This is a genomic window from Acetatifactor muris, assembly GCF_024623325.1.
Classification (GTDB): domain Bacteria; phylum Bacillota; class Clostridia; order Lachnospirales; family Lachnospiraceae; genus Acetatifactor; species Acetatifactor muris.
Genome location: NZ_JANJZD010000008.1, coordinates 86,549 through 102,920 on the forward strand (window position 1 = coordinate 86,549; position 16,372 = coordinate 102,920).

17 protein-coding genes are annotated in these 16,372 nt (G+C 38.4%); all 17 read right to left on the minus strand.

Going from position 1 to position 16,372, the window contains the following annotated elements; genetic code table 11:
- Positions 1-32: 32 nt before the first annotated feature.
- Complete coding sequence (locus NSB25_RS09300) at positions 33-1,130, minus strand: XRE family transcriptional regulator (protein ID WP_103237509.1); 1,098 nt, start codon at positions 1,128-1,130, stop codon at positions 33-35.
- Positions 1,131-1,170: 40 nt separating this feature from the next.
- A complete protein-coding gene (gene rfbC / locus NSB25_RS09305) occupies positions 1,171-1,722 on the minus strand; it encodes a dTDP-4-dehydrorhamnose 3,5-epimerase (RefSeq protein WP_103237510.1) in 552 nt (183 codons plus the stop codon).
- 3 nt (positions 1,723-1,725) lie between these two features.
- Positions 1,726-2,853, minus strand: coding sequence for an acyltransferase family protein (locus NSB25_RS09310; RefSeq protein WP_103237511.1), 1,128 nt, complete (start codon positions 2,851-2,853; stop codon positions 1,726-1,728).
- 2 nt (positions 2,854-2,855) lie between these two features.
- Positions 2,856-3,740: a glucose-1-phosphate thymidylyltransferase RfbA gene (gene rfbA / locus NSB25_RS09315; protein ID WP_103237512.1), complete on the minus strand. Its 885-nt coding sequence runs from the start codon at positions 3,738-3,740 to the stop codon at positions 2,856-2,858.
- Positions 3,741-3,781: 41 nt separating this feature from the next.
- Positions 3,782-3,928 (minus strand): hypothetical protein, encoded by a 147-nt coding sequence (locus NSB25_RS09320; protein ID WP_172454902.1) that lies wholly within the window; start codon positions 3,926-3,928, stop codon positions 3,782-3,784.
- A 234-nt stretch (positions 3,929-4,162) separates the two neighbouring features.
- Positions 4,163-4,861 carry an acyltransferase family protein gene (locus tag NSB25_RS09325; RefSeq protein WP_103237513.1) on the minus strand — a complete coding sequence of 233 codons (699 nt, stop codon included), beginning with the start codon at positions 4,859-4,861 and terminating at the stop codon, positions 4,163-4,165.
- A gap of 45 nt (positions 4,862-4,906) precedes the next feature.
- The gene (locus NSB25_RS09330) at positions 4,907-5,869 is read right to left on the minus strand and encodes a WaaS/CpsH family glycosyltransferase (RefSeq protein WP_103237514.1); all 963 of its coding nucleotides are present in this window, start codon (positions 5,867-5,869) and stop codon (positions 4,907-4,909) included.
- Between the two features lie 10 nt (positions 5,870-5,879).
- The gene (locus NSB25_RS09335) at positions 5,880-7,388 is read right to left on the minus strand and encodes a lipopolysaccharide biosynthesis protein (protein WP_103237515.1); all 1,509 of its coding nucleotides are present in this window, start codon (positions 7,386-7,388) and stop codon (positions 5,880-5,882) included.
- Between the two features lie 22 nt (positions 7,389-7,410).
- Positions 7,411-8,544, minus strand: a complete 1,134-nt coding sequence (locus NSB25_RS09340) for an EpsG family protein (protein ID WP_172454903.1) — start codon at positions 8,542-8,544, stop codon at positions 7,411-7,413.
- A gap of 16 nt (positions 8,545-8,560) precedes the next feature.
- A complete protein-coding gene (locus tag NSB25_RS09345) occupies positions 8,561-9,688 on the minus strand; it encodes a glycosyltransferase (protein WP_172454904.1) in 1,128 nt (375 codons plus the stop codon).
- 1 nt (position 9,689) lies between these two features.
- The gene (locus NSB25_RS09350; protein ID WP_172454905.1) at positions 9,690-10,913 is read right to left on the minus strand and encodes a glycosyltransferase family 4 protein; all 1,224 of its coding nucleotides are present in this window, start codon (positions 10,911-10,913) and stop codon (positions 9,690-9,692) included.
- A 61-nt stretch (positions 10,914-10,974) separates the two neighbouring features.
- The gene (locus tag NSB25_RS09355; protein WP_103237519.1) at positions 10,975-11,640 is read right to left on the minus strand and encodes an acetyltransferase; all 666 of its coding nucleotides are present in this window, start codon (positions 11,638-11,640) and stop codon (positions 10,975-10,977) included.
- Positions 11,641-12,366, minus strand: coding sequence for an acetyltransferase (locus tag NSB25_RS09360; RefSeq protein ID WP_103237705.1), 726 nt, complete (start codon positions 12,364-12,366; stop codon positions 11,641-11,643).
- Entirely contained in the window at positions 12,363-13,040 is a 678-nt protein-coding gene (locus NSB25_RS09365) for a sugar transferase (RefSeq protein ID WP_278278783.1), read from the minus strand. The genes NSB25_RS09360 and NSB25_RS09365 overlap by 4 nt, the downstream gene beginning before the upstream one ends.
- Positions 13,041-13,056: 16 nt before the next feature.
- Positions 13,057-14,343, minus strand: coding sequence for a DegT/DnrJ/EryC1/StrS family aminotransferase (locus NSB25_RS09370; RefSeq protein ID WP_103237520.1), 1,287 nt, complete (start codon positions 14,341-14,343; stop codon positions 13,057-13,059).
- 361 nt (positions 14,344-14,704) lie between these two features.
- A complete protein-coding gene (gene loaP, locus NSB25_RS09375) occupies positions 14,705-15,217 on the minus strand; it encodes an antiterminator LoaP (protein ID WP_103237707.1) in 513 nt (170 codons plus the stop codon).
- A gap of 16 nt (positions 15,218-15,233) precedes the next feature.
- Positions 15,234-15,731, minus strand: coding sequence for a transcription termination/antitermination NusG family protein (locus tag NSB25_RS09380; protein WP_103237521.1), 498 nt, complete (start codon positions 15,729-15,731; stop codon positions 15,234-15,236).
- Between the last annotated feature and the right edge of the window lie 641 nt (positions 15,732-16,372).

The window sequence follows — 16,372 nt, forward strand, 5'->3', positions numbered from 1 at the left end:
TGTTCAAAACTCTACGCTCCGTTTACTTTTTCTTATTCCCTGCATTTGCTCAGGCGATCATACAGGCTCAATATGTAATCTCCATACGGTGTACTCCTATGTCTAAGGCCCAACTTCTGCAGCTGATCAAGGCTGATCATTCCCCGTCTCCAGGCAACTTCTTCAATGCAATACACATTCATGCCACATTTGTCCTGAACTATTTTCAGGAATGTAGCGGCCTCCTGAACGTTTTCCCAGTTGTTCACTTCTATTTCAACAAAACCTCTGTCCAACATCTCCACAAACATCTCATTTTGCTTCATGCAGTCTTCAATAAATTCCGAAATACCGGAAGCTGCCACAATATTCTGAAAATAAGAGGCTGGAAAAAACAGTATGGGAATATCAGAAAAATCATATTGTGTACGAAGTGCAGCAGAATGTGAATCCATAATACTCGCATTGTCGCTCACCACTCTTTTATCTATATCCATCATAATTGGCGAGGGCTGATTAATCTTCTTCGGCAACACCAACATTGTAAAGTGATTTCTGTTGATCATTGCCTTTTGGAAAAAACGTGTCTGATCCACACCGTACAGAACACAACGGCCATATACCATCATAATGTTTCCCAGAGATCCATTATTTATAGGAACATCGTCTTTGGATTCACTGTCTTTAAATTTCATCAGGTCTTTTAACCCATTTGTATAAGTCTCTATTTTAATTCCGTAATCACTCCCATCATTCAGTACTCTCTTGATATACTCCTGATCAGAGTTTGTGCAGACAATGTCTATCTCTTTAATGCCAACAAGTAAAAAATAACTGAGCAGGAAATTAATTAACGGTTTATCATAAACTATCGTACCGGCTCCGATCCCATATGGATTATCATCTAAAACAAGAACCCCTCGCCAGCCACTCTTGTGATACACTGTATCTCCATCAAGCAGGCTGTCCGAGTCCGTATCCAGAAGAATAGAAAGTTTTCTCAAATACCCAATCTCCGGCAGCCCTTGTCCTCTCTCCCACTTTGACACTGCCTTATCGCTGATACCAATGCGATCCGCCAACTCCTTCTGGGTATATCCTGCCCGCTTCCGTAAAAATGTAATTGTTTTGCCTATTTTTTCTACATCCATAAATGATCTTTATCCTCATAAGCCATTCTTTTGACGACATTTAAAATTTCATTTTGCATTCTTTAAGAGTTGGATTCTTCTTATCCTTTTCGCTCAGTATAATCTCTCCGACTTCCGGCCATTCAACAGCAATATCCGGGTCATTCCAAAGCAGTCCGCCCTCGTCCTCCGGATGATACTTCTCATCACATTTATAAGCAAACTCCGCTGTCTCTGAAACCACTATAAAACCATGTGCAAATCCACGTGGTATCATAAGTTGCCTATGATTTTCTTCAGAAAGAAGTACACCTGCCCATTGGCCGTAAGTCTCTGAGGATTTCCGCAGGTCTACAGCCACATCAAATACTTCACCTTTTAAAACTCTCACCAGCTTCGCTTGCGGAAATGTCTTCTGAAAATGCAACCCCCGAAGAACTCCTCGCCTTGATGATGACTGATTATCCTGAACAAATTTATAATCCAATCCGGCAGCAATAAAGTCTTCCTCTTTGTATGTTTCCATAAAATATCCTCGATTATCTCCATACATTTTTACATCAATAATATAGACACCCTTTATCTTTGTCTCTGTGAATGTAAAGTTACTCATTGTTCATATCCTTTCTCTGTAAATCTTTTTATCAGAATGTAACCTTTTAAGATGCGCGATTATGACATTCAGAAATCTCTCGGCAATATTGTGATATGTCGCCGAAAACAGTAATACTACTGATGTAGACACTATGAAATTGATCAGTACAGCCCCCACATATGGGACTTTATCTGCTAGCCAATATTGCAAAATAATACAAAACGAAAACAGTATTGGACCATGAACAGCAAAAATACCAAAAGACAGATGATTCACTTTCTCCAATTTTCCGATTTCCAGAAAATGTCTTACTTTTCCCACATAATTGCATGCGATACAGAACAAAAAAGCTGTAAGCGACCGCTCTTTAACACCCATATATGGATACACATTCAGTGCCATAATACACAATACAAAAGTGGTACATGGCAGCCAGTGCACTTCCTCTGGTATATTAATTTCCTCCCATATAGCCTTGAGCAATACCCCCCCAACAAGGCATATGGCTGCATGATAAAACTTTTCGTATAAAGGCACTATGACAAATACACAGCTAAACAGGCACAATACACCTGCTTCCGGCATATACCTATATCTTTGAACTTCTATCTGCGCTTTCATAAATCTGTAAAAATATATGCCACAACTTCCGATGAATATTGGTCTTATCACCCAAAAAGAACCGTTAAAGTCATGGGTTAGCAATAATGCGCTATAAAAAGCATTAAAGAGGGAACGCTTCTCTGCATATCCCTGTGCAACCCATGTACTGCCAATATATTTCGCCCATTCCTGAGTATGGTATCCTATTGTTTCCTGAATACCAAAGGCAAAGATATTAGTAAAAAAGACTGGTATTACAAATCGAATATATCTAAGCATAATAGCAACAAACAATTCCCTGGTGGATTCTATTTTCTTCTTGCCCGCAAAATAACCACTTAATATACAGAAAACAAATACCCAGAAATTACCATCTACCAAAATGTGAAATATATGATCACAGGCTATGATTATATATTTGCTGATCCCCTGTATTTCTCCACTGCCAGCAAGTGTTTTATAGAATGTCATATAAAAATGTCCCCAGAATACAGACAAAGCAGCTATAAACTTAAGACTTTCAATCCATTGTATCCGTTTTTTCATTTTTAATAAATAAGTTTACCATTTGCAACATTCTTCAAGTGTTGGCCATATGGGCTCTTGCCATATTTCTCAGCGGATGCCATAAGCATTTCTTTATCAATCCATCCGTTTTTATATGCTATTTCTTCCGGAGCAGAAATCTTCACCCCCTGGCGCTTCTCAATCATTCGCACAAACTCGCCTGCTTCTACGAGGCTATCCATTGTTCCTGTATCGAGCCACGCATATCCACGACCAAGTATCTCTCCATTAAGCTTTTCATCTTTCAGATACAGATTATTAAGACTTGTAATTTCCAGTTCTCCACGGGCAGAAGGCTTAACCTGTTTTGTCTTTTCGCTCACTCCCTTCGGATAGAAATACAGTCCAGTGATACAATAAGGTGATTTCGGGTTCTTCGGCTTTTCTTCCACAGACAGCACTTTACCTCTCTCATCAAATTCCATAATGCCAAATCTCTCAGGATCTGTTACATAATACCCAAATATAGTTGCCAGCCCACTCCTTGCATTTTCCACTGCTTCCGACAGCTTCTTCCCTAATCCGTCGCCATAAAAAATATTGTCACCCAAAATCATGGCACATTCATCATCACCAATGAAATGCTCTCCCAATAAAAAGGCCTGTGCAAGGCCATCCGGAGAAGGTTGTATGGTGTATGAAAGATTTACTCCGAATTGACAACCATTACCAAGTAGATTTTCAAACCTTGGTGTATCTTCCGGTGTGGAGATAATCAAAATGTCCCTTATACCGGCAAGCATAAGAGTTGAGAGCGGATAGTAGATCATCGGCTTATCATAAACTGGTAATAATTGTTTACTTGTTACCAACGTTAGTGGGTAGAGACGGGTTCCCGCCCCACCAGCAAGAATTATACCTTTCATAATTATGTCTATCCTCCGTTTTCGCTATATCTGGCATAGTGTTATACTACCTTTTCTGCTTTTAAAACAGACATTATTCTTCGTATCTTTTTTATAATATTTTCACATAGCTTTTCTTCTATTATTCCTACAGCAAAAGTTAATGCCAATATTGAAATCATCATCAGGTGGATTCTCAAATCTCCCATGTCCGCTTCACCTATAACAGGAATAAGCCAGACCATAATGGTATGATGTATCAGGTAAATAATATAAGTATATCTGCAAATCCATCTAAAACCTTTCACACATGTTTTCAGTATATAGGATGACATATATAAAGACAAAACTACTATTATAGTTGGTCCATATGATAACCCAAGTAAACTTAATGGTTTAACAGTCCATATAAGTACTGTTATCAAAAAAACAAAGGTTGCAATTCATATTTTTGATAGCCGTTCTTTATATTCTTCGCAGTACATCCCTATCCAAAAGTAGAAGAACCCAATTGTCACACTGATATGGCCATCTTGGTATAAGAGTATAGGATAGTAAAAATTTGCAAAGAAAACTATAAAAATAATTAATGTGAAAAAAATTCTTTTTTGGCTTTTGAACATCCATCTCAAAATTGGATATGCTATGTAGAGAATAATAATTATGCTGGTGAACCACTCTCCCACCAGATTCAAAGGTATATAGCCAAATTTATTATTTATCGGCTCAACGAAATGATTTCCACCAAGTAACGGAAAAATAATCTGACCCACAGATATGTCCCATAAAACCCCTTCCTTTGCAAAATAAATAATTGCAAAAAACAAATAAGACACCCATATCGGAAGATATAATTTGAACAATTGACTTTTATAAAAGCTTTTCCAATTATCCCTTTTGTGGTTCAACCATAAAAGGGAGCCTGAAAGCAGAAAAAACAATGCACTTCCCACATTTCCCATTGTTATCGCCCTCCCGATTAGCCAGGAAGCATATTGTGGAATTACAATTCCGGCTCTTAAGCACTCAGCGAAAAAATGCTGTAACAGAACCAAAATAAAAGCAAAACATCTTATCATATCATAATTGGCATAATATGTTTTAATCGAAGCACAGGGAACCTTCTTATCATATGGCGGCATATTATTTCTCCCCAATCTCCATTATGATACCCATCACTTTTATATTCAAATGTGTATTATCAAATAATCATGAAACTCCTGTGCATTTCCAGGATAAACGTCAGTATATTGTGAATCTTCAACTTCTTCTTTTACAAAATCCGTATTGATATATTCCGGCGCATCAAATATCTGAATAATCTTCGGATTATAATAATCAGTTTTCTTTAAGCCTTTACTTTCAGTCAACAACTTTCTGTGGTACTGAAGTGCCTCGAGTGTGCGTATCGAAATATAATCCTCATTTTTCTGCAGAACCTCAAGAACACATCGTGTTGCGTAGACTCTTGCCAACACTTCTGAATATGGAATTTTTTTATTGTATACAATATCATCGCTATATAACTGCTTTTCTTCTGGTACTCCTACAATGTGAAAATCACATTTAAGACCTGCCCTCGTTAATTTCTCATATATGCTAATTAGTTTGGGCAGCCGTCCTTTATCCGCACCTATAAAAAATACATCTGATACAGGTATACTTTCATCCTTGCATATAGGCAGCTTATATGGCTGATTCTGACAAAGTAACAGGTCGAACTGCTTGGCATCTTTCTCATTAAATGTTATAACTGCATCCAGACAATCTGATACTTTTTGAACTTTTCCCCAGACAAGCTTTGTCACAGGATTTAAATACATAAAGCAAAGCTTCGCTTTCGGATAGTTTCTGCGCAGATATTTCAAAAATCCTCTCGAATACGAAAGATGAAAAGATTCATAAAGAAGGAAATATATTTCATCTTCCCTCTGTAAATCCATTCCTTTAAGAGCTCTCTTAAACCATATGGTTTTAAATGGTAATTCATTTTTCTCATTTAACGGTCTTGCATTGTGAAGAATATGTAACTTCTCCGTTAAAGTATTTTTAAATGGCATAAACGCGTATGCATGCGAATTCTGTTCTATTGCATTATTTATGCAGGCTTCATACGCATTCCCATATAATAAATACACAAATTTCTCCATCTCTTATTCCTTATCGTCTCATAGTAATTAGAGTATTGATATATTTAATCGAATCTATAAATTGTTTTCTTACAAATAATAGGGACGCTGTAACAATATAAAGTATAGTAATCACTGCGTATACAAGTGCACATACAAACCATGCAATTACGCCCTCCGGAAACTGAAACAGTTGATTTATCATAACGGTCAGACTTATTCCCACTATAGATATTCCAAATAAAATAAATGCACTGCCATGAATCATATGTGGTACAAGCAGCTTCAGCCTGAAATGCTGATATATGAAATTAATGGCAAAAAACGTCATCAATCCAACTAAAACAAGTGAGTAATCTACAAAGCCGAGTCCGATTGCAAGTCCTATGCAGACAACAACAGATATAACCGGCTGCAACCATGTTTCTTTAAAATATCCGCAGGAAGAGACAATAATGTTATAGGGAATCCTATAGGCAGAAAAAATACCCGCTACCGCCATAATTATTGCCAGATTATAGTTAGCATAGTCTATATCTGTCGCCCCAGATGTATAAATTCTGACAAAAGGAACAACTGTAAACAACATGCACATCATGAGAAATGTGCTGAACATCACAAAAATATATTGAAATGTAGAAAAAATTTTTGCCGATCTCTCATCATTTTCCTGAGCGTAAAAGTTACCAAAGCTGGGAGCAAAAGATGAATAAAGGGATGTTGTTACTAAATTCAGCGCCTCACTTACCAGTGCATATACCGAATACACGCTGGCCTCAGCTAAACCATACATAAACGACATCATAATCGTAATGGATGAAGCCATAAGGCTGTGCGACAATTCATTAGCCAGAGCATAGTTTCTGCTTCCTATTATTCCACCTTTCCCTGAATACTTTGCCGCCTTGATCTCAGGATGCGTTTTTTTCAGCATGGATTCCAGGCAGATAATTTTTACAATACACCCTGTTAAAAACCAAACATATATCCAAATATAATGCTGATGCATAAATATAGTCGCGAAAACAAATATATAATACACAACCTGCTCTATAAGTGTGGCAATGGATATATAATACTTTTGTTGATATGCTGTAAAAATAATTCTGAATTTTGCAGTAAAATACAAATCTATAAAACTCTTTGCTCCCATAATCATCATGGCTGCAAATACAAATATTTTCTCCAGATTTGTATCTAAAACAAATGGCATAATCATAGCGAAAATCAGCATTAGACCGCCAAAAATATAGGAAATCTTCTTAAAAAAGTTTTCAGCTGAAGCAATATTTTTACATATTTCTTCAAAATTATTTTCAGCAATTGGCTTATATAATTCGTACACTGCTGCCGTTGCTGCACCAGCTTGAAGCATCAAAATAATATTGATGATATGCTGTATCGTCGATGTGAGTCCATTTACTTCAGAACTATAATATAAGATAACATATCTGGGTGCCAGGAATCCCAACGCAATCACTACAATATAGTATCCCATTTCCCAAATTGTATTTTTTATTACACTTTTACTGCGACTCATAGTTTATTCTTACCCTTTTTAATCATTTTCCAAACAAAATGGAAGCTTCAAATAGTCCCTTAATTGTTATATCATTAAATCCAATTATTTCAGGAATAAACCATGATAGGCATGATAAAATAAAAAAGACATTTACTGGACTGATTTGAATGCTTCCCCTTCTTCTCTTTGATAAATTTTGTTTCCTATACATTCCAAGCACAATGGCATTTGAAATATGCCCAATTGTCAACAAACGGTAAAATAGAAGATTCATTGCAATAAATGGCAGTATTGTGCTCAAAATCAAATTAATATTGTAATTAACCTTACTATATGTTTTAATCACATTTATTGTCTGTTCATTATTTTTATCTGTTGTTCTTCTCTCGTCAAATACTAACCTATATATATAAATCGCAGTTACCATACCACACAAATAGGTAAATAAAAAAATAATTCCACCAAAATTTGTATTTGTAGTAGTATAAGCATCTATCTTGTTTTCTCCTATTATAAAGACAGCAGTTATAATCTTTACCAAAGCCAAAATTAACAGGTTTTTCTTTAGCAATATGGAAATAATAAAATTCAGCACAGAAAATATACCAACAAGCCACAATAAAAATTTCTTGTTTAGGCTTATAGCTGACATTCGTTTTGTACCACAGAATACAAATAACAGATAAAACAGTGCAACTACATGAAATGATCCTGCACAAATAACAAAAATAAAGAAAAGCCAATACTTTCTTTCATTCAAATACCTAATTGCAGCTACCATAATAGCAGATGCAAGATAAAATCTGATTGCTATTGAGTATGTCGGAAAAATAAACGGCATTGTTATTAATAGTAGATAATGATATGATATATTATATTTTTTTAACCCAATCCATAAAAAAATTGTACCCAAAACAAATAAGACAATTAAGAATCCTGTATACGTGTGAATACCACAGGCATGAAATATTTTTTCAGCAAAAGTATAGCCTACCTCAAACAGTTCACCAGAAAACACTTTGTTTTCAAAATGCCATTTATATAGTGCTGCATCACCTGACAATCCAGCATTAGAAACAAAAAGAATGCCCAGAGTCAAATATGTAATGAAGCAAATTATTTTATTGTCTTTTTTAATAATGACAAACAGTAGATTAATTATCCATAATGTCATGTACAGTATCATTTGGTTACCTCAATAATACATCAAAAATTTCAGCATAATTCTGGGTTAAAAATCTGCTTTTATATGAATTAACACACTTATCATGTATCTTCATATAATCCTGTTTCCCCAACTTCAGAATCCAACTAATAATTTCCTCAATATTATCGCCTGCAATATTGATTCCAACTTCATCTTCTTCCACAATTTTTCTAATCTCACCGCTCGCATTATTTACGAAAGGCAACCCAGCCCTCATATATTCAATAGCTTTTAATGACATTGTTGAATCTATTTCTTTGCGTGGTATATTCAGCCCCATATTGCAAAGAGAAAAAATCATATTTTTCTCTTTTTGTTCAAAAACGCATCCATGGCATATTACTTCTACGCCGTCCTTTTCCAATCGTGCAACAAACTCATTCAAGTATTGACCTTCCCCTATAATATGAAGAAGTGTCCTCTTCTTTTTAGCAAGTGCGCCAAGTATTTCTTCCCCAAGATCCATATCCACAATATGGTTAATCATTCCCAGATACACAAAAGAAAAAACATCTTCTCTGGGATTATACTCCGGCATCTCCCCTTCAGGAATGGCTGGTCTTATAACCTTTACAGGCTTGCCGTATACCTCTGGAACTAAAAGTTTTTTCCCTTCTTCAGAAACACAAAAAATAACATCAGCCTGCCTTATATAATTCCTTCTCAGCTCTCCCCAATAAGCAAAAGGAAGCTGAAGCAATTTACTATACCGAGAATACGGAAAGCTTTCTGGCCACATATCATAAATATCAAATACAAGTTTTATTTCCGTATGTGTCTGCTTATAAATTCCAATTTCTTTAACCAGAGAATTTGGCGGAACCATACAATATATAAAATCAGGGTGATATATTTTGATATATTTTATAACCTTTTTTGAAAATATATAGTGAGAGTAAAGCCTTTTAACAGACAGATTTTTATTATATGGAACAACATTTATCCTTTCACCATTTTCATATGTGTTGTTGTTATAGCATTTTGACATATGGTGAAAATCAGCGTACAAATATCTTGTCTCATATCCCTTTTGCTCAAATAATTCAACAAATGCCTTCACTCTGTTATCGTATGAATCAAAACAACTTATAAATACAGCTCTTTTCAACATATCATTTCCCATTCAAAACATAGTTTCTATATCTTCCAATAAAGTCTTTTCTTTTTTCTTCTAATATGTCTCGGCGAAAGTGCTTTACTCGTGAATAGTTATACCTGCTATGATCATACCAGTTACTTTCGTAAAATTCGCTCATAATGTTTGTAAGCTGCAATATATCGCCTCGCTTAAATATTGCATCAGGTTCTAATAGTTCAGGTATTCCACCTGCTGTAGATCCTATACACGGGCAAGCTCTGCTCATTGCCTCCATGAGAGCTCTTGGAAGTCCCTCCTGCATACTTGGCTGAATATATGTATCAAGTGAATCCATCCATGAAAGTATCTCATTGTGGTTAATTTCCCCTTTTATCACAACTCTGTCTTCAACGTGGAATTTCTTTGCTACTGACAAAAGATACTCAGGATTTCCCGTTCCAGCCAATTCATATCTTATATTATAACGGTCTCCCAGTCTGGACATTGCTTCAATCACAAATTGTTGCCCCTTCAGTCTTGTCATAAGTCCAGCTGCTGTTCCAATAATCCACGGTTCATCTGGTCTTCTTGATTTTATCTTTTCAATACGCTTTTCTAATACAGCATCCTCTACTTTCTCAATCACAACGTCAGATATGTTTGCAGCAACACCTTTTGTCGGATATCTCTTCTGAAGATATTCATCTGTTACATAAGCAACATAAGCGGCCTTTCTGACCATCTTTTTAGTATGCAACTCAGAAAATGGAGCTATCAGTTTTCCCAATAAACTGTAATACCAAAGTCCTTCAAATGCAATTCCAGCACACTCGCAAAAATATGGCTTATTATATTTTTTTGCAAGTGCCACACCTATGTCAGCTATCGTACCTCCTCTGATAAAAATAAGATCGCACTCTTTAAATTCCACTTCCATCATTTTTGTTGCCCTATGAAGTCTTGTCAAAAGATATTGTGGCTTATTAAGATTGGGAATATCTATAAATTTTAGATTTGGTAATGTAATTTTTTCCTGGTGTACATCTTCCAGTGTACAGTCAAGATGATATACCCGAGTCGCAACAACTAATTCATCCACATGATTAAGATATCTTTTAAACACATCATCTGTAAGTGTAGTACATCCGTACATACCATTTTTGTCTTTATATATAGGTAAGTCATGGCAAAAGATACCTTTAATTTTTTTCATTTTTAATTCCAATCCATATAGACTTATATAGATTATCTCCTCCATCCATTTATAATTTCTTATTATCATTATTTATAAGTTGTTGTCATTGACTCCTCAACTTTTATCAATGACGTTTTATATTTTGGGCAGGTGACCCCACTGCTGTAACCTCATCCTCAATATTGCGGATAACCGTACTTCCGGCACCAATAACAGTACCTCTTCCGACACTCACTCCCTGAATAATCTGACTGCCTGTTCCAAGTTCTGTACTCTCTCCTACCTTTACACATCCACTGACATTAACAGATGGGTATAATGTAACAAAATCGGCAATCCATGCATCATGTCCCACTGTGCAATCAAGATTGATAATACAGTGCGAACCAATTTTCACATCCACAGTAATAATTGTTCCGGCACAGATAATACTGCCTTCTCCTATTGTAGAAGTCTCACTCATCTTAACACTTGGGTCAACCAGCCTTGCAAAATGAATATGTGAAAAGCTCCTTAGTCGTTCAATTATTTTCTTTCGAACTTTTGGGTTCCCAATGGCTACTATACACCAGACATCCTCCGAACTGTTCTCCAACACATCATATCCGCCATGAACTTTATAACAGTCAATAGCAGTGTTCCACAGTTCAACGTTGTCATCAATAAACCCTCTGAGCTCCCATTGTTCTTCCGCAGAAACAGCATTAAACCTTTCAACAAGCCAAGCTACTTCCCTGCCAAAGCCTCCGGCACCAATTATATATAGAAAACGATTATTATTCCTGTTCATTCATGCCGCCTTCCTGTACTGCCAACTATAAGTGGCTACAAAGGGACAGCTAACTGAGTACCTCCCCGAATTACTCCCTTTTATTTTGCTAACCTTATCATCTGTTATATTCACCTTTTCATCTCCATCTACTTTCTTCGCCGGAACGCCTATATAGATTCCTTCTTCCGCAATAGTATTTATGATCACTGCTCCGGCACCGATAATCGTATCCGAACAGATTTCAACATTATTAGAAACGATCACTCCCGTACCAATCCAGGTATCTTCACCAACTGTTACAGTCCCACAAAGATGAGCCCCCACGGATACATGTACAAAATTCCCCAGGATACAATCATGATCTACAGAAGCACTTGTATTTACAATGCACCCTCTGCCTATCTCTGTATTTCCATTAATGACTGTCCCCGCCATAACCACAGACCCCTCACCAATCAGAACATCAGCTGCAATTACAGCGTGAGGATGAATCAAAACGGGAAATATTCTTCCCTTATCCCGCTCCATCAATTTCTTTCTTATCCTTCCATTTCCAACGGCAACAAAGATATCCCCGTCAAGCTCTGCCGTCATAATATCCGGTCCAAGAACAGGATATCCTGCACACTCTTTCAAGTCAGAATTGTTATCAAGAAAAACTATATCCTTATATTCATTTAACCTTGCAATATCTGCTACAACCCTGCCATGTCCACTGGCCCCGATAATAATCAGTCTGTTCAATTTGGCGCCCTCCATTGCGCTTTCACATCTTCCGATGTACCCATAAATTCTTCCATTGTCACAGAGGTTTCAGAACTGATTCCCTCACGTTTTAATACAGTTTTAACTGTATCCAGGATAATTTTCATGTCACCTGAAAAAGAAATATTCTTCGTATACCAGATGTCCATTGCGAATTTATCTTCCCAAGATACATTGTTTCTTCCATGCGCCTGCGCATAGCCAGTAAGTCCCGGTCTAACATCATGTCTGTGACGTTGTTCTTCATTATACCTGTCCAAATATCTGACCAATAAAGGTCTTGGCCCTATCAGAGACATATCGCCCTTCAATATGTTGAATACCTCAGGTATCTCATCCATGCTAGTTCGGCGTAACCAGGTTCCAAAAGGTGTAATCCTTTCATTGTCTGGCAGAAGTTCTCCTTTATCATCCCTTGTGTCCGTCATAGTCCTGAACTTATAAAGGTAGAAAATCTTTTCTTTTCCCGTCTTGGAATCTATCTTTCCCGGACGCTCCTGTTTGAACAATATCGGTGAACCCAGCTTGACCCGTACCAGAAAGGCAATTATGGCATACAGCCAGCAGCACAATACCATCATCAACAGAGAGCATATAATATCTATTAGCCGCTTGAAGAACAGAGCATATGGGCCTTTTTTAACTTTTTCCACACAATTTCTCCGTCTTTTATTCAAAGCAGGCCCTGATCACATTAATAATCATATCCTGCTGCCCAGTTGTCATTTTGTTATCACTTGGCAGGCAAAACCCTCTATTGAAAATGTCCATACTAACATCTGTAACTGAACCTTCCATATATGCATTCGTCATTGCCCTGCCATTGCCACCTCTGGTGATAAATCCATTCATCCTGTAAATAGGCTGCATATGCATCGGCTTCCAGATGGGTCTTCCCTCTGCATTGATAAAAGCAAGTGCTTCCAGTATCTCAGTAGGGCAAGATTTACCTGCTTCTTTCACATAGCAGACATCTGTTTCACCTCTGATCTGTTTGCACATGGCATCCTTATCTATAAAAAGGCAGCTCAGCCAGAAATTTGGCTCACTATTCTCTGTATCATATGGATTCATCCTGACAGGAAGATCCTTCAGACCTTCTTTGTATCGCTCATAAATCGCCTTTTTCAGGGCAATATGCTCTTCCAGATATGGATATTGTCCTCTTACAACACCGGCAATCACATTCGACATCCGGTAATTATATCCTAACTCTTCATGCTGGTACCACGGAGCTGCCTCTCTGGCCTGTGTAGACCACTTACGCACCTTATTGGCGGCTTCCACGCTGTCCGTCAGAAGCATTCCCCCTGCACTTCCCGTGATAATCTTGTTTCCGTTATAGCTGATACAATTATATTTTCCAAATGAACCTGTTTGTTTTCCCTTATATGTGGCGCCCAATGACTCTGCGGCATCCTCAACAATAATCGCTTTGTGTCTTTCACACACTGCATTCAGCTCATTCATCTTTCCCGGAGTTCCGTACAGATGTGCCATGACCACCAGCTTTACTTCTGGATAAATTTCAAATGCCTTTTCTAAAGCAACAGGATCCATGTTCCAGGTATCTTCCTCTGTGTCAATGAATACCGGAATACCATTCTCATATATGATGGGATTTACTGTTGCATCAAAAGTCAAATCACTGGCAAAAACTCTCTTTCCTTCCAGGGCACCATAACCCACTGACGGCTGGCCATACAACTCCTGTCCTGCCAACTTCATTGCCATATGCAGTGCTGCTGTTCCGGCCGACAATGCTACTGCATGCTTACACCCGCTCTTTTCCCGTGCAAGTGTTTCAATCCGATCTATATTCTCTCCAACCGTAGACATCCAGTTGGTTTGATATGCCTCTCTTACATATTCCATCTCTTCTCCGTGCATCGTCGGAGAAGAAAGCCATACTTTTTGCTCAAAAGGCTGAAATCTGCCCGCATTATTAAACGCCATTTTCTATCTCTCCCGCTGTCTGTAAAAGCCATTTGTACATCTCAATAAGAGAATTTAATTTTATTTCATAAAAAAATTATCGCCGTCAGCGATAATCCACAATAAAGCATAATTTCATTTGACCTCTGATATAGTTCCGTTTTATGAGATCTTACAGTCCTTTTCTTTGTCTATAATTCCAAAATATTTATTGCTGTCTTATATTTATCTGCCAAACAAGCCTGTGGAACCTCCACAGACCTGTAATTTGCTGCCTTCAGGACGTGCTTCGCCATTCGGCATATCTCTATCCCGGCGTTCTACCGCTTTGTCCACTGCCTTCCATACCGCGCGCGAAGCGTCGTATACAAACTGCAGCTTCTTAACATTCTCCCCGCTTCTCCACCACCCCAAGCCCCAGTGTCACTTCCACTGTCCTTCCCAGCAAAGGTACCTCCAGCACCACCAAACGTTTGTGCCGCAGAATTTTCTTAATCTTCCCTTCATAGCCAGCCAGCGCTCCCTCTGTGACCACAAGCCTGTCCCCTTCCAGATACCCTTCCGAATACCTCACCACATGAGCCTCATCCTGCAGGCTCCGCAAATAGTCCTCTTCGTCTCTGTATAAGGGTGTAATTTCTTCTCCCGTGGTCAGCAGCTTCGTCATAACCTTTATTTCTTTCAGGCGCATATAGAGCTCCCGAGGCCTGTCCGTCTCAATGAAAATATACCCGGGAAAAAGTCTGGTCCTGATAATCTGCCATTCACCCCGAAGCTTTGTCTGCCTCTCTGCCAGAGGAACGAACACATCCTCGTTCTCTCCTATGACTCTGTCCCGGCATTTCTGAGCAATCTCCATCTCCCGGCCTGTGTAGACCTGTATCACATACCACATTCCATAAGCTCCAGCCTCACTTTTCAATCTCTATCCCAAGATAAAGCACCCTGCCTCCCAGAATGTCCGTTTCCACCTCAGCCACCCTCCGGTGCAGATCTACTTTACGTACCATATCTCCCACCTTCCGGAGGGGACCGGACAGGAATTCCACATTGCCGTCACTGTCCACCCGCACTCTTGAGAGGCCAATCTCTCCCTCTGTATCTGCCAGTCGTTCCATCAGGTCAGATTCCTTTTTCTCCAATATAGACGCCCATGCATCAGCTCCCAACATCCGTGGCTTCGGCAGCTTTTTCAGCTCACGGTACACCGCCTCCGGATGATCTGTGGCAATGAATACGTATCCCGGCAGAAGCTTCTCACGCACAGTCTGCCACTGCCCGCCATATTTCTTCCGCCTGCTTCTGGTCAGATGGAAGCATCTGACATACAGTTCCTTTGGCAGCGCACTCTCCACGAAAGATTCCGTTTTTGCCTCATCCCCATCCTTTACATGTACCGCATACCACATACGCACCTCTCTGTCTTCGACTGATATCAGGAAAATGTCGACAATTCCGGCTTTCCATAGTGCCTGGAGATGTGGATAAAATACGGATAAAACTATAGTTTTTTCCACGACTACCCTTGCAAAAGAAATCCAAGTGTGTTAGAATGTGATTCAGCGTTTTAGGGAATATTATTTGTTGATATTGCTTAAAATTGCGAATTGGTATCAGAGCTTTCTTGGTTGAAATTTTCTTTCGATTTGTGCCTCACGAATCGCGGATAAATGTATACTTTTTTCCGCGATCCATCAATAGTTCAGTTATCAATGAAGATATTTAATGTCATTTTCCTGCTAATCTTCAGACCATAAAAATATCTGTTAAGCAGCTCTCTGTCTCACGCATTGGGGCTACAAACTGTGTAATGTTCCCGCTGGCAGACTCCAGAACCGTTATTTTCCGGTCCGCCTGTACCAATTGGAACAGGCGGAATACATCCCATCAGTGTTTTTTAATTTCCCTTGAGTTTATATGGCACCCTTCGGCCTTTTTGCTTTTCAGATCCAGCCATGACTTCTTTAGCTGCTTCTTTAATGCAGGCAGTCGCCCTTTGCACAGCCTGTAATCACATTCCAATAAGCAGACCACTCTTCACTTTCAATTA